This is a genomic window from Bordetella saccharivorans, assembly GCF_045862855.1.
GTDB classification, from domain to species: Bacteria; Pseudomonadota; Gammaproteobacteria; order Burkholderiales; family Burkholderiaceae_B; genus Bordetella_A; species Bordetella_A petrii_F.
Genome location: NZ_BAAFZO010000001.1, coordinates 2,894,320 through 2,914,245 on the forward strand (window position 1 = coordinate 2,894,320; position 19,926 = coordinate 2,914,245).

Consider the following 19,926-nt stretch of genomic DNA (forward strand, 5'->3'; position numbering starts at 1 on the left):
GCGCGCCGCGCGCGCCTGCCCGCATTCTATACGGTGCGGGGGCTCTTGCTGGAGTGAACAGGCCCTAGCCCACCAGCCGGCCGCCGCGCAGCCGGGCGCCCGCGCCGGCGGGCAGCGCGGCCGTCAGGTTGCCGAGCCGCGCCTGCAACGGCCCGACGTGGGCGTGGCAGATGGCGCAGGCCAGCGCGTCGGCCGAGTCGGGCGCGGGCGTGCCGTCCAGCGACAGCAGGCGCTGCACCATCATCTGCACCTGCTCCTTGGCCGCGCGGCCGGTGCCCACCACGGCTTTCTTGATCTGCAGCGCGGTGTATTCATGCACGGCCAGCTTGCTGTCGGCCAGCGCGCACAGGGCGGCGCCGCGCGCCTGCCCGAGCAGCAGGGTGGAGGCGGGATTGGTGTTGAGGAAGACGATTTCCAGCGCGGCCACGTCGGGGCGGGTATCGCGCGCGACCTGGCGGAGATTGTCCAGGATGACTTTCAGGCGCTCCGGCAGCGCCAGCGCCGGCGGCACCACGATGGTGCCGCTGGCGACGTAGCGCAGGCGCATGCCTTCGGCATCGATCACGCCGAAGCCGGTGCGGCGCAGGCCGGGGTCGATGCCGAGGACGCGCATCAGTGGCGGAAGTGGCGGGTGCCGGTCAGCACCATGGCGATGCCGTGTTCGTCGGCCGCGGCGATGACCTCGTCGTCGCGCACGCTGCCGCCCGGCTGGATCACGCAGGTGGCGCCGGCCGCCACGACCACGTCCAGCCCGTCGCGGAACGGGAAGAACGCATCCGACGCGACCGCCGAGCCCTGCAGCGTCAGGCCGGCGTTCTCGGCCTTGATGGACGCGATACGGGCTGAGTCGACGCGGCTCATCTGGCCCGCGCCCACGCCCAGCGTCATGCCGCCGCCGGCGAACACGATGGCGTTGGACTTGACGTACTTGGCGACCTTCCAGGCGAACGCCAGGTCGTCCATTTCCTGCTCGGTGGGCTGCCGCTTGGTCACCACCTTGAGCGCCTCGCGCGGCACGTTGTAGGCGTCCGGCGTCTGCACCAGCCAGCCACCGCCCACGCGCTTGATGTCGAAGTCGTTGTGGCCGGCGCCGGCGGGCACTTCCAGTACGCGCACGTTTTTCTTGGCCGCCAGGATGGCCAGCGCGGCGCCGTCGTAGGCCGGCGCCAGCAGCACTTCCAGGAACTGGCCGCTGACCGCCTCGGCGGTGGCCGCGTCCACCGGCCGGTTGAAGGCGATGATGCCGCCGAAGGCCGAGGTCGGGTCGGTCTTGAAGGCCTGCCGATAGGCGTCCAGCGTGGTCTGCGCGACCGCCACGCCGCAGGGGTTGGCGTGCTTGACGATGACGCAGGCGGGGGTATCGAAGCTGCGCGCGCATTCCCAGGCGGCGTCGGCGTCGGCGATGTTGTTGTACGACAGCTCCTTGCCCTGCAGCTGGCGGTAATTGCCCAGCAGGCCGGCGGCGCGCTGGCTGTCCACGTAGAAGGCCGCTTTCTGGTGCGGGTTCTCGCCGTAGCGCAAGGCCTGTGCCTGCTGCACCTGCAGCGTCAGCGTGCCGGGCCAGTCGTGGCGGGCCGGCGCGGCATCCTGCGCCGGGGCCGGCTCGGCCAGGCTGGTCAGGTAGCCCGCGATGGCGCCGTCGTAGGCGGCGGTGTGGGCATAGGCCTTGGCGGCCAGTTCCAGCCGCAGCGCATACGAGGTGGAGCCGTCCTGGTCCAGTTCGGCCAGCACGCGGGAGTAATCGGCCGGGTCGATCACCACGGTCACGCCGCCCGCCTCGGTGCCGTGGTTCTTGGCGGCGGCGCGCAGCATGGCGGGGCCGCCGATGTCGATGTTCTCTACCGCGTCGGCGAAGCTGCAGCCAGGCCGGGCGATGGTTTCGCGGAACGGGTACAGGTTCACCACCAGCATGTCGATGCGGTCGATGCCATGCTGCTTGATGGTGTCCAGGTGCTCGGCGCTGTCGCGGCGCGCCAGCAGGCCGCCGTGGATCTTGGGGTGCAGCGTCTTGACGCGGCCGTCGAGGATCTCCGGCGAGCCGGTGTGGGCCGCGACTTCGGTCACGGCCAGGCCGGCTTCGGACAGCAGGCGCGCGGTGCCGCCGGTGGACAGCAGGCGCACGCCGCGCGCGGCCAGGGCACGGGCGAATTCGACGATGCCGGTCTTGTCGGACACCGAGAGCAGGGCAGTTTCGATTTTCATGGTTGGACAGCGGAGATGAAGGAAAGCGGTCGGGACGCGCCGCGCGCGCTCAGGGCTGGATGTTGTGCGCCTGGAGCTTCTTGCGCAGCGTGTTGCGGGTGATGCCCAGCATTTCGGACGCCCGGGACTGGTTTCCGCCGGCCCGCTCGAGGGCCACCTCGAGCACCGGGCGTTCGACGCAGCGCATCACCATGTCCCACATGTCGTGGGGCTCGGAGTCGCCCAAGTCTTCGAAATAGCGCTCCAGGCTGGCGCGCACGCAGTCTTCCAGGACATCTTTCTTGCTCATGTGTACAGATATTTATAGTTAGTGGTGGACGGCGGCGGATCACGCCGCCAACAGGGGCTGCGCACGGGGGGCCGGGGATGCCGGACCGCCGCGCGCCAGGTCGTCGAACCAGTCGGCCACGGTCTGCCACTGGTCGCGGGTATTGTCGATGCGGTTCATGCGGTCGCGGAACGGGTCGGCGCCCGGCAGGCCCTCCACGTACCACCCGATGTGCTTGCGCGCCGAGCGCACGCCGGTGTGCTCGCCGTAGAAGCGGTAGTGATCGTCCAGGTGCTCGAGCAGCAGGTCGCGCATTTCTTCGTAGGAAGGGGGCGCCAGTGTCTCGCCCGTGCGCAGGTAGTGGTCGATTTCGCGGAAGATCCAGGGCCGGCCCTGGGCCGCCCGGCCGATCATCACGGCATCGGCGCCAGTGTAATCGAGGACGTGCCGGGCCTTGGCTGGCGTGTCGATGTCGCCGTTGGCGATGACCGGGATGGCGAGTTCCGCCTTGACGGCGCGGATGGTGTCGTATTCGGCCTGGCCGGTGTACAGGTCGGCGCGGGTGCGGCCGTGCAGCGCCAGGGCGGCGATGCCGGCGTCCTGGGCCCGCCTGGCCACGCGCAGGGCGTTGCGGTGCTCGCGGTCCCAGCCGGTGCGGGTCTTGAGGGTGACGGGCACGCCCAGCGGCGCGCAGGCGGCCACCACGGCGTCGAGGATGCGGGCGACCAGGTCCTCGTCGCGCAGCAGCGCCGAACCGGACGCCAGGTTGCAGACCTTCTTGACCGGGCACCCCATGTTGATGTCGATGATGCGCGCGCCGCGCGCCGCGTTGAAGGCGGCGGCCTCGGCCATCATGGCGGGGTCGGCGCCGGCGATCTGCACCGCGACCGGGGCGATCTCGCCGTCGTGGTTCAGGCGGCGCGCCGTCTTGACGCTGTCCCACAGGCGCGGATTGCTGGCCGCCATTTCCGACACCGCATAGCCCGCGCCCAGCCGCTTGCACAATTGGCGGAACGGCCGGTCGGTCACCCCCGCCATGGGGGCGACCAGCACGTTGTTGGGAAGGGTCCAGGGGCCGATGCGCATGGGCGGATTTTACCCGCCTTCATGTGGCCCTTATTGATTGCCGGGCGCTGCGCCGGGTGCCTGACTAGGCGCGCAGCCCCTGCAGCAGGTGGCGCGCCAGCGGCGCGCGCAGCGGCGCGGCCAGGTCCAGGGCCAGCAGCCCCAGCCCGCAGGCGTGCTCCAGCGGCGCCAGGCCGGTGGCAAAGGCGCGCGGCATCAGGTCGGTCAGCCCGGCGGTGATCCAGCGGTCGGCGCGGCGCGCGCGGGCGAATCCTGCCAGGACGGGAGCCGGGTCGGCGCCCGGGTCGGACAGCCAGTCGGCCAGGCCTTGCGCCAGGCGGGCGGCATCGCGCAACCCCAGGTTCAGGCCCTGGCCGGCCACCGGATGCAAGGTCTGCGCGGCATTGCCGATCGCCGCCAGGCGGCCGTGGGCCAGCATGCGCCGCGCGCTGAGGGCCAGCGGGAAGACATGGCGCGGCGCCTGGCTAGACAAGCGGCCGAGCCGCGTGCCGAACGCCGCGCTCAGGGCGGCGGAGAAGGCGGCATTGTCCAGTTGTCCCAACTGCGCGGCGCGTTCGGGCGCGCAGCACCACACCACCGAATATGCCTGCGGCTGCTGCGGATGCGGCAGCAGCGCCAGCGGCCCCTCGGCGGTGAAGCGCTCCCAGGCCCAGCCCGGGCGGGGCAGGGCGGCATGGGCGCTGGTGATGACCGCATGCTGGCCGTATTCGCGGCGCACGTCATTGGCGCCGCTGCCGTCGGACAGCACCGCCACGCCGCAATGCAACTCGGCGTCGCCCCGCCGCACGGTAATGCCCGTACCGTCCTGGCCATGCACTTGCGCCGGCGGGCCGTGCAGCACCGTCACCCCGCTGGCGGCCACGCGGGCTTCCAGGGTGGCGTGCAGCTCGGCGTACGACACGACGCTGCCCAGGCGCGGGACCTGGAAGTCGTCGCAGCGGATCACCGTGCTGCCCAGCCGGCCGCGCTGCGACACGTGCACATTGCGGATGTCGGCGGCGCGGTGCGGCCAGGCCTGCAGCGATTCAAGCAGCACGCGGCTGCCGTGGTTCAACGCCAGCACGCGCGGGTCCGCGGCCGGCACGCCGGCCGCCGCCGCGCCGTCGGCGCGGGCGGGCGGGGTGCCGGCCAGCAGGGCGATGCGCTGCGGCCGGGGCGCGTGGCGCGCCAGCAGCAGCGCCAGCACGCGGCCGACGGGGCCGGCGCCCAGAATGGCGATGTCGTAGGCAGACTGGGTCATGACAGAATTCTACCGTCCACTACAATCGCAGGCGTCCGACGCCCGCTGGCGTTCCGCCACGCCATCATTGCCGCATCCGATATGTCGTCAGCCTCGTCCGCCGCTTCCGCTTCATCCCCGTCCCGCCCGCGCAGCAAGGTGGCGCTGGGCTTGCTGGCCTGCCTGTTCGGCTGGCTGGGCGCGCACTGGTGGTACCTGGGCCGCCGCCACGCGTGGCTGGTGACCCTGGCCGCTGTCGCGTGCCTGGCGGCGGCCACGCAGTTCCCGGTCTGGTACGACAACCCGGCCTTCTTCCTGGCATTCATCCCGATGATCGACGGCTTCATCGAGGGCGTGGTGTTCAGCCTGATGCCGGATGAAAAATTCGACCGGCTCTACAACCCGGGCCGGGGCCGGGTCACGCATACCGGCTGGGGGCCGGTGCTGGTGGCCATCTTCGGCACCCTGGTCGGCGCAATCGCCGGCATGTTCGCCATTGCCATGGTGGTGGTGTACACCTGGACCGCCATGGGCTGGCTGGACGGCTACGTGTTCTAGCGCCGCGGCGCGCAGCCCCGGTCCCGGTTCATTCCCGCATCAGGGCCTCGATTTCGCGCGCCTGCACCGGCACGCCGCGCGTCATCAGTTCGCAACCCTCGGCGGTGACCAGCGCATCGTCCTCGATGCGGATGCCGATGTCCCAGAACCGCCGCGGCACGTCGTCGGCTTCGCGCACATAGATGCCGGGCTCGATGGTCAGCACCATACCGGGCTCCAGGGCGCGCCATGGCCGTTCCGCGCCGGGCGCGGAGTCGCCGGCACGGTAGTCGCCGGCGTCGTGCACGTCCAGCCCCAGCCAGTGGCCGGTGCGGTGCATATAGAAGCGTGCGTACGCGCCGGATTCAAGCACGCCATCCAGGGTGCCCTGCAGCAGGCCCTCGTCCAGCATGCCCTGCGCCAGCACGCGGACGGCGGCGTCGTGCCCGTCGTTCCAACTGCGGCCCGGCGCCGTGGCCTGCACCGCGGCCTCCTGGGCCGCCGCCACCAGGTCGTACAGCGCCCGCTGCGGCCCGTTGAAACGGCCGTTGGCGGGGAACGTGCGGGTGATGTCCGCGGCATAGCTGTCGTACTCGCAGCCGGCGTCGATCAGCACCAGCTCGCCGTCGCGCAGCACCGCGTCGCCGGCCGCGTAGTGCAGCACGCAGGCATTGGCGCCGGTGGCCACGATGCCGGGGTAGGCGGGCGCCTGCGCGCCATGGCGACGGAATTCGTACAGCAGCTCGGCTTCCAGTTCGTATTCGTGCATGCCGGGACGCGCCGCCCGCATGGCGCGCGCATGGGCCCCCGCTGAAATGCGGGCGGCCTGGCGCATGGCGGCGATCTCGCCGGCGTCTTTTACCAGCCGCATGTCCGCCAGCAGCGGGCGCAGGTCCTGGATGCGCGCCGGCGGCCGGCGCCGGCCGCGTCCCTGTTGCTCGGCCTCGCCCTGCCAGCGGCGCAGCCGGCGTTCGACATGCCCGCCCGCCGCGAAGGGGCGGTACAGCGTCGGCTGGTCCAGCAGCAGGGCGGGCAGCATGTCGTCCAGTTCATCGATGGCATGGGCTTCGTCAAAGCCGTAACGTTCCATCGCCGCCTCGGGGCCGCAGCGGTAGCCTTCCCAGATTTCCTGCTCGGGGTGCTTGGCGCGGCAGAACAGAATGGCGCGATCGGAGGCGCCCGCCACCAGCACCAGCCACGCTTCGGGCTCGGTAAAGCCGGTCAGGTAGAAAAAATCGCTGTCATGGCGATAGGGGTATTCCGTATCGCGATTGCGCACGGCATGCGGCGCGGTCGCCAGGATGGCAATGCCGCCGCCGGCCGCGCGCAATTGCTCGGACAGGCGCCGGCGGCGGTCGGCGTAGGGGGCGATATCGACGGGCGGCAGGCTCATGGCGGGGGCGGGCGAGGCGGGAAACAGGGCCTACTTTACCGCGCCCGGGCGCTGGCGGGCTGGTCGGCCTGCTGCTACAATCCGCGCCACTGTCATTGGGGAGTAGCCATCCTTTGAATCCCCAAAGGAGTCAGCGTCAACAGACTTGGCGGTTTCGTACCCCATGGCGCTGACGGTTCCCGCGCAGTGGGCCCGCCCCACCGTGCGGTCCAGCCAGGCGAGACCTTTGGCCACGAGGCGTTCACCCTTGCCGGGCGAGCCGCATCGTCGTGCCATTGGTGTCTGCTCGTCCGGCTGCGTCCCATGTTTCTCACCCTGTTCCTGTTCTTCCTGTCGGCGCTGGTCATCTACTTCGCCTGCGAGTATTTCGTCAACGGCATCGAGTGGGTCGGCCACCGCTTCCAGCTGGGCGCCACCGCCACCGGCACCGTCCTGGCGGCTTTCGGCACGGCGCTGCCCGAAAGCGCCGTCACGTTCATGGCGGTGGTGTTCGGCACCACGCCCGAGCAGAAGGACATCGGCGTGGGCGCCGCCATGGGCGGTCCGCTGGTGCTGGCGACGCTGGCCTATGCGGTGGTGGGGCTGGCCTTGTGGCGCGGCGGACGCAGCGCGGCGCGCATCAATGCCGACCAGCAGCGCCTGGCGCGCGACCAGGCCTGGTTCATGGGCGTATTCGTGGTCAAGGTCGCCCTGGGGCTGTTGGCCTTTGCCTGGAAGCCCTGGCTGGGATTGCTGTTCCTGGGCGTCTACGCGCTGTATGTGCGGCGCGAGCTGGCCAATGACGAAGCCTGCCTGGACTGCGACGATCTCGAGCCGCTCAAGCTGCGCCCGCGCGATCCCGATCCGACCATGGCCTGGGCCTGTATCCAGACGGCGCTGGCGCTGCTGGTGATCGCCGCCGCCTCGCACGTGTTCGTGCGCCAGATCGAGCTGCTGGGCATCGCCTTGGGGGCCTCGCCGCACGTGGCCGCGCTGCTGCTCGCGCCGGTCGCCACCGAACTGCCGGAGATCATGAACGCGCTGATCTGGGTGCGGCAGGGCAAGGAGCGCCTGGCGCTGGCGAACATTTCCGGCGCCATGATGATCCAGGCCACCATTCCCAGCGCCCTGGGCATTTTCCTGACTCCCTGGCTGCTTGACGGCCCGCTGCTGGCGGCCGGCCTGTTCACCTTGCTGTCGATCGCGCTGCTGTGGCTGCGCTTCCGGCGCGCGGGCATGAGCGTGCCCGTGCTGTCCACGGTGGGCGGCTTCTACGGCTTGTTCGCGTTGTACCTGGGCTGGCATTTCGCACGCTGACGAGGCGGCGGCGTGTTGCACAAATGCGCGCAACAATGGGGAAAACCCTTGCCCGAGGCCGGAAATCCACGTAAAATCATCGTGTTTACATCATACGGAGTTGTTCTGTGAATACCGATTCCGGCGACAGTAGTCGATCTTGCATCGACGTCGCTGCCTGACAGGATCTCCGCAGAATCTCCTTCTGCCGCATCCTGCCAGTGCAGGGTGCGGTTCCGGTGGCAGGTCCTCTGCCGCCAGTTCCCGCAAAAAACCGCCTGAACCGTAGCTGTGCCATCGCAGCCGTGCGTGCTTGCGCGCTTGTCGCGCCCGTTCGTGCCGCTGCGCGGGCTTGCGCGTATTCGCACGAGCGCTCCCCGTTTCATTGGGAGGTTGCCATGCGTTTCTTCGACCTGTTCATGCGCCGTGCCGGCGTGGACCGCCCCGTCGCGCCCAATCGCCGTCATGGCACTTCGCGTCTGACCATCGTCTGCCCGCGCGACGCGCTGGGCGCGGTGCGCAAGCAGATCTGCCTCGATTTCGGCGCCGCCGGCCTCGACGTGGCGCAATTCCAGATCGACTCCAGCCGCGACGCCGATTTCGCCTCGGCCTGCATCACGGTCAATTGTCCGCCCGAGCTGCGGCCCGAGCTCATGTCCCAAGCGCGCCGCCTGCGCGCCAATCCCGTCGTGCGCCATGTGCAGTTCGGCGCCTCGGCCCGCGCCGCCGCCTGATGGCGCGCCGGGCGCGCCAGTCAACTACAATGCCGTATCGGCCATGGCATGCGCCATGTCCGTGTATTGACTAAGTTTTTCTGGGTTTCGGCATGGATCTCGGCTGGCTCGTCCCGTGGGAGTTTTCCCCCACCCTGGTGGCCGCCTTCGTGGCGGCCATCGTGCTGTTCGTGCGCGGCCAGCGCGTGCACCGCGTGAATGGCGCGCGCCAGTTCCTGTTCTGGGCCGGCATGGCGCTGTTGTACCTGTCGCTGCATACGCGGGTCGACTACTACGCCGAGCGCATGTTCTTCATCCATCGCATCCAGCACCTGGTGCTGCACCACCTCGGGCCGCTGCTGGTCATGGCGGCATTTCCGGGCTCGGTGATGCGCGCCGGCCTGCCCATGCGCTGGCGGGCGCGGCTGCGCGATTTCCTGCGCACCGCCGGCGGCCGGGCGGTGGTGGCCGTGCTGACCAACAAGGTCTTCGTGCCGGCGCTGTTCGTGTTCCTGGTGCTGGTCTGGCTGATCCCGTCGGTGCAGTTCTATTCCATGCTCGACTGGCGGCTGTACCGGCTGATGAACTGGTCGGTGGTGATCAGCGGCTTCATGTACTGGAACCTCATTCTCGACCGCCGGCCCAGCCCGCCGGCCGCCATGAGCCCGGGCGGCCGGGTGCTGTCGCCCATCCTGACCATGGCCCCGCAGATGGTCGCCGGCGCGGTCATCGCCTTCACCGAATCCGACATCTATCCGCTGTTCGAATTGTGCGGCCGCGCCATCGCCATGTCCGCGCAAACCGACCAGACCATCGGCGGCCTGACCATGTGGATCCCCGCCGCCATGGTCGAGGTCTTCGGCCTGCTGGTGGCCCTGGGCACGCTGATGCGCCTGTCGGGCAAGGGCCGGCTGCGGCCCGAAGACCGCCAGGCGCGCGCCCGGGCGCGCGAGCGCGAGAAAAACCGCGTCGACGGGGCGGTGGCCAGTTCCTGACCCGCGCCCCCCGCGGAGGGTTATTCCGCCACCAGGCCGTGGTATTTGCGGCCCAGCGCCACCGTGGCCTGGAACATCCCGGCCTTGCTGCCGCAGTCGTAGCGCTGCCCTTCGTAGCGGTGCGCGAACACCGGCCGGTCCTGCATCAGGGCGGCGATGCCGTCGGTCAGCTGGATTTCATTGCCGGCCCCGATGCGCGTGCCGCGCAGGTGGTCAAAAATGGCTGGTTCCAGTACGTAGCGGCCCACTACCGCCAGGGTGGACGGCGCCGCTTCGGGCGACGGCTTCTCGACGATATGGGTAATGCGGGCGGTGCGGTCATTGATGGGCTGGGCCGCCACGATCCCGTACTTGCGCGTGTCTTCGCGGGGTACGTCCTGCACGCCCAGCACGCTGGCATCCTGGGCGTAGGCCGCCTCCACCAGTTGCTTGAGCACCGGGGTGTCGGCGTCGATCAGGTCATCGGCCAGCAGCACGGCGAAGGGCTCGTCGCCGACCGCCGGGGCGGCGGTCAGGACGGCATGGCCGAGGCCCAGCGGGGCGGCCTGGCGGATGTAGAGACAGTTGACGTGGGCGGGCAGGATGTCCCGCACCATGGCCAGCAATTCGTGCTTGCCCTTGCTTTCCAGGTCTGCCTCCAGTTCGGGGGCGGAATCGAAGTGGTCTTCGATGGCGCGCTTGTTGCGGCCGGTGACGAAGATCAGGTCGGTGATGCCGGCCGCCACCGCCTCTTCGACGGCGTACTGGATGAGCGGCTTGTCGACCACGGGCAGCATTTCCTTGGGCATGGCCTTGGTAGCCGGCAGAAAACGGGTGCCCATTCCTGCGACAGGAAAAACGGCTTTGCGGACTGGGCGCATGAGAACCTCGGTAGAAATTGGGTAAAACGACCAAACTTTTTGCTCGCGGTCGCTATCATATTGCCATGAACCGCAGGCATACGACATCCAGGTATTTTCTCGCGAAACGCGGCCTGGCCGGCGCCTTGTGCCTGGCGCTGGCCCTGCCCGCCGCGCCGGCCCTGGCCCAGCCCTCCGGGCTGCCCTCGATGGGCGCGGCCTCGTCGGCCGACCTCTCGCCCGGGCTGGAACGCCAGCTGGGCGAAGCCATCATGGCCCAGGGACGGCGCGATCCCACCTATATCAACGACCCGGAACTGACCCAGTATTTGACCACCATGGGGCGCAAGCTGGCGGCCTATGCGCCCGGCGGCGTGCCCGATGTCGAGATGTTCGGCGTGCGCGACCCGGAAATCAACGCGTTCGCCATGCCGGGCGGGTTCATCGGCGTCAACAGCGGCCTGATCGTCTCGTCGGGCAGCGAGTCCGAGCTGGCGGCCGTGCTGGCCCACGAAATCGGCCACGTCGTGCAGCGCCATATCGCCCGTGGCATGACCCAGCAAAGCCAGAACAGCGTCGTCATGATGGCCAGCATGGCCGCCGCGCTGCTGGCCGCGCTGGCCGGCGGGGGCGGCAACCTGGCCATGGGCGTGGCCGCCTTCGGCCAGGCCGCCGCCATCAACCGGCAGCTGGGCTTTTCCCGCGACGCCGAGCGCGAGGCCGACCGCGCCGGCTTCCAGATGCTGACCAAGGCCGGCTACGACCCCGAGGGCATGGTGCGCATGTTCTCCCGCCTGATGGGGGCCGCGCGCCTGAACGAGGGCATGGGCGGAGGCGCCTGGGCCAGCACCCACCCCTTGTCCATCGAGCGGATGTCCGACATCCAGAACCGCACCCGCAACATGTCCGCGGCGGGGCATGCCGACAGTGACGATTTCTGGTACGTGCGCGCCAAGATGCGGGTCATCCAGGGACGCGACGCGGTCAGCCTGCGCACGGCCGGCCAGCAGTTGCAGGACGAGGCGCGTTCGCTGACCGGGGTGCGGCAGTCGGCGGCCTACTACGGGCTGGCCTTGCAGGCATTCCAGCGCAACAACCTCGATGAAGCGCAGACCTACCTGGACCAGGCGGGCGCGGGCGGACGCGGCGCGCCGCAACTGGCGCGGCTGGCGGTGGACCTGGCCGCCGCGCGCAAGGACGCGGCGGGAGCGCTGCAACTGGCCTCCGCCGCCATCAAGCGCTGGCCGCAGCAGCGCGCGCTCGGCATCGCCTACGCGCAAGCCCTGCAAGGGGCCGGCCGGCACGCCGAGGCGCAGGCCTACCTGCGCGACCGCATCAAGCAGTGGGGCGACGATGAGCCCGGTCTTTACCAGATGCTGGCGCAGAGCGAGGAGCGCAACGGCCAGCCGGTGCAGGCGCGCCGTGACATGGCGCGCTACTACGTGCTGACAGGCGCCTACGCGGCCGCCGAATCGCAACTGCAGCAGGCGCGCGGCATGTCCAGCGACTTCTACGAACAATCGCAGATCGACGTGCAAATCAAGGAAGTCAAGGACAAGCTGGCGGCCGAGCGGGACCTGCTGGAACGCTTCAAGTCGGGCTGAGCGCCGCCGCGCCCGGCCCCGCATGGGTGGGGCGGTTGCCTAAAGGCCGGTCTCGAAGAAGCGGCCCAGCCGCTGCGGCAGCCAGCCCAGGTGGGCCGGGAAGGGGCCGGTGGGAAAGCCCGCGTGGCCGCCTTCGGCCGGCTGGTGCAGCAGCACGTGCTCCGAGCATTCGCGCGGCAGCGGCAAGGCGCTTTCGGGCAGGAACGGGTCGTTGCGCGCGTTCAGCACCAGCGTGGGAACCGCGATGCCCGACAGCCACGGTTTGCTCGAGGCACGGGTCCAGTAGTCCAGGGCATTGCGAAAACCGTGCATGGGCGCCGTGTAAGCGTCGTCGAAGTCGCGCAGGTCGCGCGCGTGGGCGATGCGCATGACATCGATGGCGCCGGGAAAGCGGCGGGCCTTCTCCAGCACCTTGTGCTTCATGGTCTTGAGGAAATGCGCGCTGTACACCCGGCGGTTGAAGAAGCCATGCGACAGTGCATTGCCGCCGGCCACCAGGTCGAGCGGCACCGACACGCCGGCGCAGCCGGCCAGCCACGCCACGCCGCTGCCCTGTTCGCCCAGGTATTTCAGCAGCGCGTTGCCGCCCAGCGAGACGCCCACCGCATGCCAGCGCGCATGCGGGATGCGGGCCCGCACCGTGTCCAGCATGAAGCCGACTTCGGCGGAGTCGCCGGAATAATAGGCGCGCGCCAGCCGGTTGGGGGCGCCCGAGCAGCCGCGGAAGTGGGCCACCGCGACGATCCAGCCGCGCGCCCGGAAGTGATGGGCGATGGACTGGGCGTAGCGGCTCAGGCTGCCGCCTTCCAGGCCGTGCAGCAGCAGCAGGGCGGGAGTGTCCGGCGTCTGCGGCAGCGACGGCCAGTCGGCGGGGGTGATCCAGCGGGCGGCGGCTGTCTTGCCGGCCACGACGGGCGTGGCGTTGTCGATGGGCTGGCCGTCGGCGCTTTTATGGGGAAACAGCCCGGGCCCGGTCCAGTCGATGTCGATGAAGTCGGTATCCGGCGTATCGACCCGCTCGCGCACGAAGGCGATGCGGTGGTGCTGCGCCACGAAGGCGGCATAGATCGTCTGGCTGTGCCGGTCGGGCAGCCAGGGGGGAACGGGGCAGGGCGAGGTATCGAGTCGGGCGGCCAAGCGTTCTACCCGCGTCAGTGCAGCCGGTCGGGGACGTCGTGCAGATCCAGTACCCCGGCGTCGGCGGGCGCCGGCGACGCATGATGCACGACCATGCGCCAGCCAGTGGGCCCCTTGTGATAGATGTTGGTAGCGTAGCAGTTGGCGTACTGCGTGCCGCCATGCGTGCGCGCGGCGACTTGTTCGACCAGGGTATGGACCGAGCACATCATGCTTTGCATGACCAGCGGCCGCAGCGGGCGGATGTGCAGGGGGCCGGCCGCCAGGATCTGCTGCCACGATTCGAATACGGCCGTATGGCCGACCGCGCGCAGCCCGCCCGGATGGATGCAGACGACTTCCTCGTCGTCGGCCCAGACCTGCCGCAGGCGGTCGGTGTCGGCTTGCTCGAGCGCTTCGTAGAACGCTTGCTCGGCTTCTTCTGGCGTGGCGAACATGGCGGCGCGGGGCGGGCTCAGTGGCCGTGGACCACGGTGCCGGGCTTGAGGCGGTATTCGGCGCCGCAGTAGGCGCAGCGGGCCGAGCCGGTGCGGGTGACGTCGAGGAAGACGCGGGGATGCATGCTCCAGAGCGGCGCCTTGGGGCCCGGGCAGTAGACGGGCAGGTCTTCGGCGCCGACTTCGATGGTTTCATGCACGGGCGTGGCGGACGCGGCGGGGGCGGCGGCAGTCATGGTGTTTCCTGATAGAGCGAACGGGTATGGGACAAGGAAAGGGGCGATGCGTTCACACCGGCGTCAGCCAGTGCGCATACTTGGGGTTGCGCCCGCTGACCAGGTCGAAGAACGCCGCCTGCAGTTTTTCGGTGACCGGGCCGCGCCGGCCCGCGCCGATCCGGCGGTTGTCGACTTCGCGGATGGGCGTGACTTCGGCGGCGGTGCCGGTGAAGAACGCTTCATCGGCGATGTAGATGTCGTCGCGCGTCAGGCGCTTGGTGACCACCTGCAGGCCCAGGTCGGCCGCCAGCGCGTGCACGGTGGAGCGGGTAATGCCGGTGAGGGCGGAGGCGATCTCGGGCTCGCAGACCACGCCGTCCTTGACGATGAAGATGTTCTCGCCGGCGCCTTCGGCCACGAAGCCTTCGGTGTCGAGCAGCAGGGCTTCGTCGTAGCCGTCCTGCAGGGCCTCGGCGTTGGCGATGATGGAATTGGCGTAGGTGGTGGCCACCTTGGCGCGCGGCATGGTCACGTTGACGTGCTGGCGGGCGTAGGACGACACCTTGACGCGGATGCCCTGCGCCAGGGCTTCTTCGCCCAGGTAGGCGCCCCAGGGCCAGGCGGCGATGGCCACGTGGACCTTGGCGCCCTTGGGCGACACGCCCATTTTTTCCGCGCCGTAGAACACCAGCGGGCGCAGGTAGCAGGATTCGAGCTGGTTGGCCCGCACGACCTCGCACTGCGCCGCATTGAGCGTGTCGGGGTCGAACGGCATGGGGATCTGGTAGATGTGGGCGGAATTGCACAGCCGCCGGGTGTGGTCCTGCAGGCGGAAAATGGCCGTGCCCGCGTCCGTCTTGTAGGCGCGCACCCCTTCGAACACCGACAGGCCGTAGTGCAGCGAGTGGGTCAGCACGTGGGTCGTGGCCTCGCGCCACGGGACGAGTTTGCCGTCGTACCAAATGAAGCCGTCACGGTCCGCCATCGACATGGTGTTCCCCCTTCTTAGAGGCGCCTATTGTATCAAGCGGCGAGGGTACAATGCCGCTGTCCATGCGCCGAATCACCGGGCCGAGCCCGCCACGGCGCCGCGCCGGGCAAGCTGGCGTGCGTGTGTTTGTCTTCCCGATGAGTTCCATGCCGTCCAGTCTCACTTGCCAGGGGGCGCCCGGTGCCCCCTGAGTCTCTTGCAGTGCCCGCCGAGGACCCCGCCCTGGTCCGGCAGGAGCGCCTCGCGGCGTTCCGCGCGGGGGTGCAGGCCATCGTCCCGGCCCTGATCGCCACCGGCACCTGGGGCCTGGTCACCGGGGTGGCCATGGTCAAGTCCGGCCTGACGGAGTCCATGGCCCTGGCCATGACCCTGCTGCTGTACGCCGGCTCGGCCCAGCTGACCTCGCTGCCGCTCATCGCCAGCGGCGCCCCGCTGTGGCTGATCTTCATGGCCGGCTGCGTGGTCAACCTGCGCTTCATCATCTTCGGCGCCGCCCTGCATCCGTATTTTCGCCACCTGTCCTGGCCGCGCCGCCTGGGGCTGGGCTATTTCACCACCGACATGGGCTTCGTGCTGTTCATGCCGCGTTTTGGCGACGCCGCCGAGCGCGGCACGCGCGAGCAGCTGTGGTATTTCATGGGCACCATCGCCCCCGGCTGGGTGGTCTGGCAGGCTTCGTCGATCGTCGGCATCTACCTGGGCACGCTGGTGCCGGCCACCTGGTCGCTGGACTTCGCCGCCGTATTGGCGCTGCTGGCCATCACGGTGCCGCTGGCCAATTCCAAGCCGATGCTGGTCTCCATGCTGGCGGCCGGCCTGACCGCCTGGGTCGGCCAGCTCCTGCCGCTGCGCCTGGGGCTGGCGGCGGCCGTCATCGTCGGCATCCTGGCCGGCATCTGGGCCGAACGCCATTTCCACAAGGCGCGCGCATGACGCTCTGGCCTTCCGAGATCTACGTCTATTCCGCCATTCTGCTGCTGGCGCTGTGCAGCGTGCTGACGCGCGCCGGCTTCATGCTGTTCGGCGACTACCTGCCGCTGCCCGACGGCGTGCGCCGCGCCCTGCGCTACGCGCCGGCGGCCGCCCTGACCGCCATCATCGTGCCCGACCTGCTGCCCTGGAAAGCCGGCGCCGGCCCGGCTTTCGACTACCGGCTGGTGGCCGCCGCCATCGGCGTGGTGGTGTTCTTGCGCACCCGCAGCGCCGTGCTGGTCATCGTGGCCGGTATGGCCGTGCTCTGGGCGCTGCGCTGGCTGGCGGGCTGATCCCCCGGGGGGCCGCCCGGCCACGCGGCGGACGCCGTTCGCGGCGCGGCGGCCGGCTGCGCTAAAATAAAGTTATCCACAGCAATCCGGGCTTGGCAGCATTCTCGTTTTGTTCTTTTTCATCGCCCCGGCATCTGCCCATCCTGATGACTGATTCTATCGCTCCCGCAGCCACCTCCACCGACGCGCCCACCCAGACCTTCGCCGACTTCGGACTGCATCCCCAACTGCTCCAGTCGGTCGCCGACACCGGATACACCACTCCCACGCCGATCCAGGCCCAGGCCCTGCCGGTCGTGATGGCCGGGCGCGACGTCATGGGCGCGGCGCAGACAGGCACGGGCAAGACCGCGGCGTTCACGCTGCCTATCCTGCACCGCCTGATGCCGCTGGCCAACACCAGCGCGTCGCCGGCGCGGCACCCGGTGCGGGCGCTCATCCTGACTCCCACGCGCGAACTGGCCGACCAGGTCTACGAAAGCGTCAAGCGCTACAGCAAGCACACGCCGTTGCGTTCGGCGGTGGTGTTTGGCGGGGTGGACATCGGCCCCCAGAAAGAAGCGCTGCGCCGGGGCTGCGAGATCCTGGTGGCCACGCCGGGCCGCCTGCTCGACCACGTCGAGCAAAAGACGGTCAACCTGGGCCAGGTCGGCATCCTGGTGCTGGACGAGGCCGACCGCATGCTCGACATGGGCTTCCTGCCCGACCTGGACCGCATCGTCCGGCTGTTGCCGGCCCAGCGCCAGGGGCTGCTGTTCTCCGCCACGTTCAGCAACGAGATCCGCAAGCTCGGCCGCTCGTACCTGAACCAGCCGGTCGAGATCGAGGTCGCCGCGCGCAACGCCACGGCCGACACGGTCACCCAGATCGCCTACCAGATGCCCAGCGACGCCAAGCGTGCCGCCGTGGTGCACCTGGTCAAGTCGCGCGGCCTGAAGCAGGTCATCGTGTTCTCGAACACCAAGATCGGCACGGCGCGGCTGGCCCGCGAACTCGAACGCGACGGCGTGCGGGCCGAGTCCATTCACGGCGACAAGAGCCAGGCCGACCGCATGAAGGCCCTCGAAGCCTTCAAGGCGGGCGAGCTGGAAGTGTTGGTGGCCACCGACGTGGCCGCGCGCGGCCTCGATGTGGCCGGCGTGCCCTGCGTCATCAACTACGACCTGCCGCACAACGCCGAGGACTACGTCCACCGCATCGGCCGTACCGGCCGCGCCGGCGCCTCGGGCGAGGCCATCGCGCTGTTCACCGCCGACGAGACGCGCTACCTGCAGGACATCGAGAAACTCACCAAGCGCCCGGTGCCGCGCGGCACGCTGGACGTGCCGGCCGACCTGGTGATCCGCAGCCATACCCGCGACTCGCGCGACAGCCGCGGGCGCGGGCGGGAGCGCGACCGCCGCGGCGGCTCGGGCTACGCGGCGCCGCGCCAGCCGGCCGACGATTTCTTCTACAAGCCCTACGAGCCGGCCGCGCCGGCCCAGAAACCCGAAGACGCCCAGGAAACGCGCCCGGCCACGCCGAAGCGCCAGGTGGCGGTGCTGCTGGGCGGCAGCCGCAAGCCCTGAGCTAGGCCGCCAGCAGGGCGGGCACGTCCGGCAGCTGGGTGGCCACCGCGGGGCTGTCGGGCCCCAGGCTTTCGAGCAGGCGCTCCAGGTGCCCGATGTGCGGCAGCATCGGGCCATAGAACACTACCCGCCCGCCGACCTGCACCAGCAGGGTGGGGAAGTTTTCTACGTCTTCGTCGCCCAGCAGGTCGGGGTGGTCTTCGATGTCGATCCACGCGTACACGCGGCCAGGCTGGCTGTCGGCCAGCGCGGCCAGCCGCGGGCGATATTGTCCGCAGGTGTCGCACCAGGCCGCGCAGAAGCACGCGACCAGCCAGGTGTCGGGGTTGGCGCGCAAGGCGGCGCGCAGCGCCGGGGTGTCGGAACCGGGAACGAGCAGGGGCATGGCGTCAAATCGCAACGTGTTTGAGACTATGATACCCGGCATGTCCACTGACCGGTTCGCCTCATGATTCCTCCGCGCCCCGACCACGCGACCGCTTCCCCCGTCCGCGCCGCCGCCATCGGCGCCGCCGGCGTTGCCCAGGCGTTCAAGCGCGCCCTGGTGTCGCAGTGCCATCCCAACATGCTGTTCGCCGTGCTGCTGCCGTTCCTGATCGCGCTGCTGGGCGCCATCCTGCTGGTCTGGCTGTTCTGGACGCCGCTGACCGACTGGCTCAACGCCCAGGCGTCGCAGTGGCAGGTCGTCAACGATTTCGACGCCTGGCTGGTCGGCATCGGCCTGTTCTCCATCAAGCTGTATTTCATCCCCGTGCTCGCCGCCGCCATCCTGCTGCCTGTGTCGGGCATCCTGGGCCTGGCCATCGCGGCGGTATTCGTCATGCCGCTGGTGTTGCGCCATGTCGGCGCGCGCGAATACGTCGGCGTATCGCGGCAAGGCCGCAATGCCACCGCCTACAGCGTCTGGAACGCCATCTGGGTCACCGCCGCGTTCGCGGCCGGCTGGGTGCTGACCCTGCCGTTCTGGCTGATCCCGCCCATGGCGGTGATCCTGTCGATCTTCTGGTGGGCCTTCGCGTTTTCGCGCATGATGCGGGTCGACGCCATCGTCGAGCACGCCAGCCCCGAAGAGCGCCGCATCCTGCTCGAGCGCCACAATACCGGCTTCTGGATCATCGGGCTGATCTGCTCGCTCTTGAACCTGCTGCCGCCGGCCTGGATCATCCTGCCGGTGTATGCCGGCCTGGTCTATGCGCACTACGGCCTCGAGGCGTTGCGGCGGCTCAGGCAAGAGCGCCTCATCGAAGCCTGACCCTCGCAACAACCGGAACCGCCATGGCTGACGTAACCGCCTCCCGCCGCATCGGCCTCATCATCGTGGGCGACGAGATCCTGTCCGGGCGCCGCCAGGACAAGCACTTCGCCAAGATCGTCGAGCTGCTGGCCGCGCGCGGCCTGCGCCTGGGCTGGGCCGAATTCCTGCCCGACGATCGCGACGTGCTCACTGCCGCGTATCGCCGCAGTTTCGCCTCGGGCGACATCGTGCTGTCGTGCGGCGGCATCGGCGCCACGCCCGACGACCATACCCGCCAGGCCGCCGCGGCGGCGCTGGGGGTGCCGCTCGAGCTGCATCCCGAGGCGGAACAGGCCATCACCCTGCGCGTGGCCGAAATGGCGGCCAAGGGCCAGGGCACGGCCGACATGTCCAGCGCCGAGAACCAGCAGCGCCTGCAAATGGGCGTGTTCCCGGCCGGCTGCGAGATCGTGCCGAACACCTACAACCGCATCCCGGGCTTCTACATCCGCGACCATACCTTCGTGCCGGGCTTCCCGATCATGGCCTGGCCGATGCTGGAATGGACGCTCGACACCCGCTACCGGGACTTGCACCATCGCGTGGCGCACGCCGAGCATTCGTTCCTGGCGTTCGGCATTCCCGAATCGCGCATCGCACCGGTCATGGACACGCTGCAGCAGCGCTGGCCCGCCGTGCGCGCCTTCAGCCTGCCCAGCGTCGGCGAGGACGGCAGGCCGGCCCATATCGAGCTGGGCGTGAAGGGCGAGCCGGAAGCGGCGGCCCAGGCGCTGGCTTTCCTGCAGGCGGAAGTCCCGCGCCTGGGCGGGCGCCTGGCGCCGTAGCGGGCGTCCGCGCCGCGGCGCCGCCAGGTCCGGCGGGCGGACTTGCCAAAACGGCTGCAAGATTTCACAATACGGGAAGTCGCCCCATGGTGCGCTGCGG

General features: G+C 69.7%; 22 protein-coding genes and 1 riboswitch. Of the genes, 10 read left to right on the top strand and 12 right to left on the bottom strand.

Features of this window, described 5'->3' with window-relative positions:
• Positions 1-64: 64 nt before the first annotated feature.
• The 5 genes from ruvC to ACKTT0_RS13825 form a co-directional block, all read right to left on the bottom strand.
• Positions 65-613, bottom strand: coding sequence for a crossover junction endodeoxyribonuclease RuvC (gene ruvC / locus ACKTT0_RS13805; RefSeq protein WP_407850435.1), 549 nt, complete (start codon positions 611-613; stop codon positions 65-67).
• Positions 613-2,202: a bifunctional phosphoribosylaminoimidazolecarboxamide formyltransferase/IMP cyclohydrolase gene (gene purH / locus ACKTT0_RS13810; protein WP_407850436.1), complete on the bottom strand. Its 1,590-nt coding sequence runs from the start codon at positions 2,200-2,202 to the stop codon at positions 613-615. The genes ruvC and purH overlap by 1 nt, the downstream gene beginning before the upstream one ends.
• A 49-nt stretch (positions 2,203-2,251) precedes the next feature.
• The gene (locus ACKTT0_RS13815) at positions 2,252-2,491 is read right to left on the bottom strand and encodes a helix-turn-helix domain-containing protein (protein ID WP_407850437.1); all 240 of its coding nucleotides are present in this window, start codon (positions 2,489-2,491) and stop codon (positions 2,252-2,254) included.
• Between the two features lie 39 nt (positions 2,492-2,530).
• The gene (gene dusB, locus ACKTT0_RS13820) at positions 2,531-3,556 is read right to left on the bottom strand and encodes a tRNA dihydrouridine synthase DusB (protein WP_407850438.1); all 1,026 of its coding nucleotides are present in this window, start codon (positions 3,554-3,556) and stop codon (positions 2,531-2,533) included.
• Positions 3,557-3,620: 64 nt separating this feature from the next.
• Positions 3,621-4,796 (bottom strand): UbiH/UbiF/VisC/COQ6 family ubiquinone biosynthesis hydroxylase, encoded by a 1,176-nt coding sequence (locus ACKTT0_RS13825; RefSeq protein WP_407850439.1) that lies wholly within the window; start codon positions 4,794-4,796, stop codon positions 3,621-3,623.
• A gap of 81 nt (positions 4,797-4,877) precedes the next feature.
• Here ACKTT0_RS13825 and ACKTT0_RS13830 point away from each other — a divergent pair, with 81 nt between their 5' ends.
• Positions 4,878-5,333 (top strand): NINE protein, encoded by a 456-nt coding sequence (locus ACKTT0_RS13830; protein WP_407850440.1) that lies wholly within the window; start codon positions 4,878-4,880, stop codon positions 5,331-5,333.
• A gap of 28 nt (positions 5,334-5,361) precedes the next feature.
• On the opposite strand, the gene ACKTT0_RS13835 is transcribed toward ACKTT0_RS13830, so the two are convergent.
• Entirely contained in the window at positions 5,362-6,705 is a 1,344-nt protein-coding gene (locus ACKTT0_RS13835) for an aminopeptidase P N-terminal domain-containing protein (RefSeq protein WP_407850441.1), read from the bottom strand.
• A gap of 85 nt (positions 6,706-6,790) precedes the next feature.
• A riboswitch (yybP-ykoY riboswitch) is annotated at positions 6,791-6,930 on the top strand.
• A 78-nt stretch (positions 6,931-7,008) separates the two neighbouring features.
• On the opposite strand from ACKTT0_RS13835, the gene ACKTT0_RS13840 reads away from it, so the two are divergent.
• From ACKTT0_RS13840 to ACKTT0_RS13850, 3 genes are all read left to right on the top strand, one after another.
• Positions 7,009-8,001 (top strand): sodium:calcium antiporter, encoded by a 993-nt coding sequence (locus ACKTT0_RS13840; protein WP_407850442.1) that lies wholly within the window; start codon positions 7,009-7,011, stop codon positions 7,999-8,001.
• A 377-nt stretch (positions 8,002-8,378) separates the two neighbouring features.
• A complete protein-coding gene (locus ACKTT0_RS13845) occupies positions 8,379-8,714 on the top strand; it encodes a hypothetical protein (protein ID WP_407850443.1) in 336 nt (111 codons plus the stop codon).
• 92 nt (positions 8,715-8,806) lie between these two features.
• On the top strand, positions 8,807-9,688 hold the full coding sequence (locus tag ACKTT0_RS13850) for a cytochrome c oxidase assembly protein (RefSeq protein WP_407850444.1): 882 nt from the start codon (positions 8,807-8,809) through the stop codon (positions 9,686-9,688).
• Positions 9,689-9,708: 20 nt separating this feature from the next.
• On the opposite strand, the gene galU is transcribed toward ACKTT0_RS13850, so the two are convergent.
• Positions 9,709-10,548, bottom strand: a complete 840-nt coding sequence (galU, locus tag ACKTT0_RS13855) for a UTP--glucose-1-phosphate uridylyltransferase GalU (protein WP_407850445.1) — start codon at positions 10,546-10,548, stop codon at positions 9,709-9,711.
• Between the two features lie 65 nt (positions 10,549-10,613).
• Between galU and ACKTT0_RS13860 the strand changes: the two genes are divergently transcribed.
• Positions 10,614-12,131 (top strand): M48 family metalloprotease, encoded by a 1,518-nt coding sequence (locus tag ACKTT0_RS13860; RefSeq protein WP_407850446.1) that lies wholly within the window; start codon positions 10,614-10,616, stop codon positions 12,129-12,131.
• Between the two features lie 39 nt (positions 12,132-12,170).
• Here ACKTT0_RS13860 and ACKTT0_RS13865 read toward each other — a convergent pair whose 3' ends face one another.
• From ACKTT0_RS13865 to ACKTT0_RS13880, 4 genes are read right to left on the bottom strand one after another with little or no spacing between them, the layout of a single operon-like run.
• The gene (locus ACKTT0_RS13865) at positions 12,171-13,268 is read right to left on the bottom strand and encodes a YheT family hydrolase (RefSeq protein WP_407850447.1); all 1,098 of its coding nucleotides are present in this window, start codon (positions 13,266-13,268) and stop codon (positions 12,171-12,173) included.
• 14 nt (positions 13,269-13,282) lie between these two features.
• The gene (locus tag ACKTT0_RS13870; RefSeq protein WP_407850448.1) at positions 13,283-13,705 is read right to left on the bottom strand and encodes a YybH family protein; all 423 of its coding nucleotides are present in this window, start codon (positions 13,703-13,705) and stop codon (positions 13,283-13,285) included.
• 17 nt (positions 13,706-13,722) lie between these two features.
• On the bottom strand, positions 13,723-13,941 hold the full coding sequence (locus ACKTT0_RS13875; RefSeq protein WP_407850449.1) for a zinc-finger domain-containing protein: 219 nt from the start codon (positions 13,939-13,941) through the stop codon (positions 13,723-13,725).
• Positions 13,942-13,993: 52 nt separating this feature from the next.
• A complete protein-coding gene (locus ACKTT0_RS13880; RefSeq protein WP_407850450.1) occupies positions 13,994-14,914 on the bottom strand; it encodes a branched-chain amino acid transaminase in 921 nt (306 codons plus the stop codon).
• Between the two features lie 261 nt (positions 14,915-15,175).
• On the opposite strand from ACKTT0_RS13880, the gene ACKTT0_RS13885 reads away from it, so the two are divergent.
• The 3 genes from ACKTT0_RS13885 (at position 15,176) to ACKTT0_RS13895 (ending at position 17,747) form a co-directional block, all read left to right on the top strand.
• The gene (locus ACKTT0_RS13885; protein ID WP_155808370.1) at positions 15,176-15,847 is read left to right on the top strand and encodes an AzlC family ABC transporter permease; all 672 of its coding nucleotides are present in this window, start codon (positions 15,176-15,178) and stop codon (positions 15,845-15,847) included.
• A complete protein-coding gene (locus ACKTT0_RS13890) occupies positions 15,844-16,179 on the top strand; it encodes an AzlD domain-containing protein (protein ID WP_407850451.1) in 336 nt (111 codons plus the stop codon). Before ACKTT0_RS13885 ends, ACKTT0_RS13890 begins: the two co-directional genes overlap by 4 nt.
• A 146-nt stretch (positions 16,180-16,325) precedes the next feature.
• Entirely contained in the window at positions 16,326-17,747 is a 1,422-nt protein-coding gene (locus tag ACKTT0_RS13895; protein ID WP_407850452.1) for a DEAD/DEAH box helicase, read from the top strand.
• A 1-nt stretch (position 17,748) separates the two neighbouring features.
• Here ACKTT0_RS13895 and ACKTT0_RS13900 read toward each other — a convergent pair whose 3' ends face one another.
• On the bottom strand, positions 17,749-18,132 hold the full coding sequence (locus tag ACKTT0_RS13900; RefSeq protein ID WP_028356601.1) for a thioredoxin family protein: 384 nt from the start codon (positions 18,130-18,132) through the stop codon (positions 17,749-17,751).
• Positions 18,133-18,195: 63 nt separating this feature from the next.
• Between ACKTT0_RS13900 and ACKTT0_RS13905 the strand changes: the two genes are divergently transcribed.
• Both ACKTT0_RS13905 and ACKTT0_RS13910 read left to right on the top strand, forming a co-directional pair.
• Positions 18,196-18,999 (top strand): EI24 domain-containing protein, encoded by an 804-nt coding sequence (locus ACKTT0_RS13905; protein ID WP_407850453.1) that lies wholly within the window; start codon positions 18,196-18,198, stop codon positions 18,997-18,999.
• A gap of 23 nt (positions 19,000-19,022) precedes the next feature.
• Positions 19,023-19,826 carry a competence/damage-inducible protein A gene (locus tag ACKTT0_RS13910; RefSeq protein WP_407850454.1) on the top strand — a complete coding sequence of 268 codons (804 nt, stop codon included), beginning with the start codon at positions 19,023-19,025 and terminating at the stop codon, positions 19,824-19,826.
• Positions 19,827-19,926 lie beyond the last annotated feature (100 nt).

Bases quoted from the DNA above. Each gene is read 5' to 3' on its own strand.
- ruvC (WP_407850435.1), bottom strand. From the start codon at position 613: ATGCGCGTCCTCGGCATCGACCCCGGCCTGCGCCGCACCGGCTTCGGC.
- purH (WP_407850436.1), bottom strand. From the start codon at position 2,202: ATGAAAATCGAAACTGCCCTGCTCTCGGTGTCCGACAAGACCGGCATC.
- ACKTT0_RS13815 (WP_407850437.1), bottom strand. From the start codon at position 2,491: ATGAGCAAGAAAGATGTCCTGGAAGACTGCGTGCGCGCCAGCCTGGAG.
- dusB (WP_407850438.1), bottom strand. From the start codon at position 3,556: ATGCGCATCGGCCCCTGGACCCTTCCCAACAACGTGCTGGTCGCCCCC.
- ACKTT0_RS13825 (WP_407850439.1), bottom strand. From the start codon at position 4,796: ATGACCCAGTCTGCCTACGACATCGCCATTCTGGGCGCCGGCCCCGTC.
- ACKTT0_RS13830 (WP_407850440.1), top strand. From the start codon at position 4,878: ATGTCGTCAGCCTCGTCCGCCGCTTCCGCTTCATCCCCGTCCCGCCCG.
- ACKTT0_RS13835 (WP_407850441.1), bottom strand. From the start codon at position 6,705: ATGAGCCTGCCGCCCGTCGATATCGCCCCCTACGCCGACCGCCGCCGG.
- ACKTT0_RS13840 (WP_407850442.1), top strand. From the start codon at position 7,009: ATGTTTCTCACCCTGTTCCTGTTCTTCCTGTCGGCGCTGGTCATCTAC.
- ACKTT0_RS13845 (WP_407850443.1), top strand. From the start codon at position 8,379: ATGCGTTTCTTCGACCTGTTCATGCGCCGTGCCGGCGTGGACCGCCCC.
- ACKTT0_RS13850 (WP_407850444.1), top strand. From the start codon at position 8,807: ATGGATCTCGGCTGGCTCGTCCCGTGGGAGTTTTCCCCCACCCTGGTG.
- galU (WP_407850445.1), bottom strand. From the start codon at position 10,548: ATGCGCCCAGTCCGCAAAGCCGTTTTTCCTGTCGCAGGAATGGGCACC.
- ACKTT0_RS13860 (WP_407850446.1), top strand. From the start codon at position 10,614: ATGAACCGCAGGCATACGACATCCAGGTATTTTCTCGCGAAACGCGGC.
- ACKTT0_RS13870 (WP_407850448.1), bottom strand. From the start codon at position 13,705: ATGTTCGCCACGCCAGAAGAAGCCGAGCAAGCGTTCTACGAAGCGCTC.
- ACKTT0_RS13875 (WP_407850449.1), bottom strand. From the start codon at position 13,941: ATGACTGCCGCCGCCCCCGCCGCGTCCGCCACGCCCGTGCATGAAACC.
- ACKTT0_RS13880 (WP_407850450.1), bottom strand. From the start codon at position 14,914: ATGTCGATGGCGGACCGTGACGGCTTCATTTGGTACGACGGCAAACTC.
- ACKTT0_RS13890 (WP_407850451.1), top strand. From the start codon at position 15,844: ATGACGCTCTGGCCTTCCGAGATCTACGTCTATTCCGCCATTCTGCTG.
- ACKTT0_RS13895 (WP_407850452.1), top strand. From the start codon at position 16,326: ATGACTGATTCTATCGCTCCCGCAGCCACCTCCACCGACGCGCCCACC.
- ACKTT0_RS13900 (WP_028356601.1), bottom strand. From the start codon at position 18,132: ATGCCCCTGCTCGTTCCCGGTTCCGACACCCCGGCGCTGCGCGCCGCC.
- ACKTT0_RS13905 (WP_407850453.1), top strand. From the start codon at position 18,196: ATGATTCCTCCGCGCCCCGACCACGCGACCGCTTCCCCCGTCCGCGCC.
- ACKTT0_RS13910 (WP_407850454.1), top strand. From the start codon at position 19,023: ATGGCTGACGTAACCGCCTCCCGCCGCATCGGCCTCATCATCGTGGGC.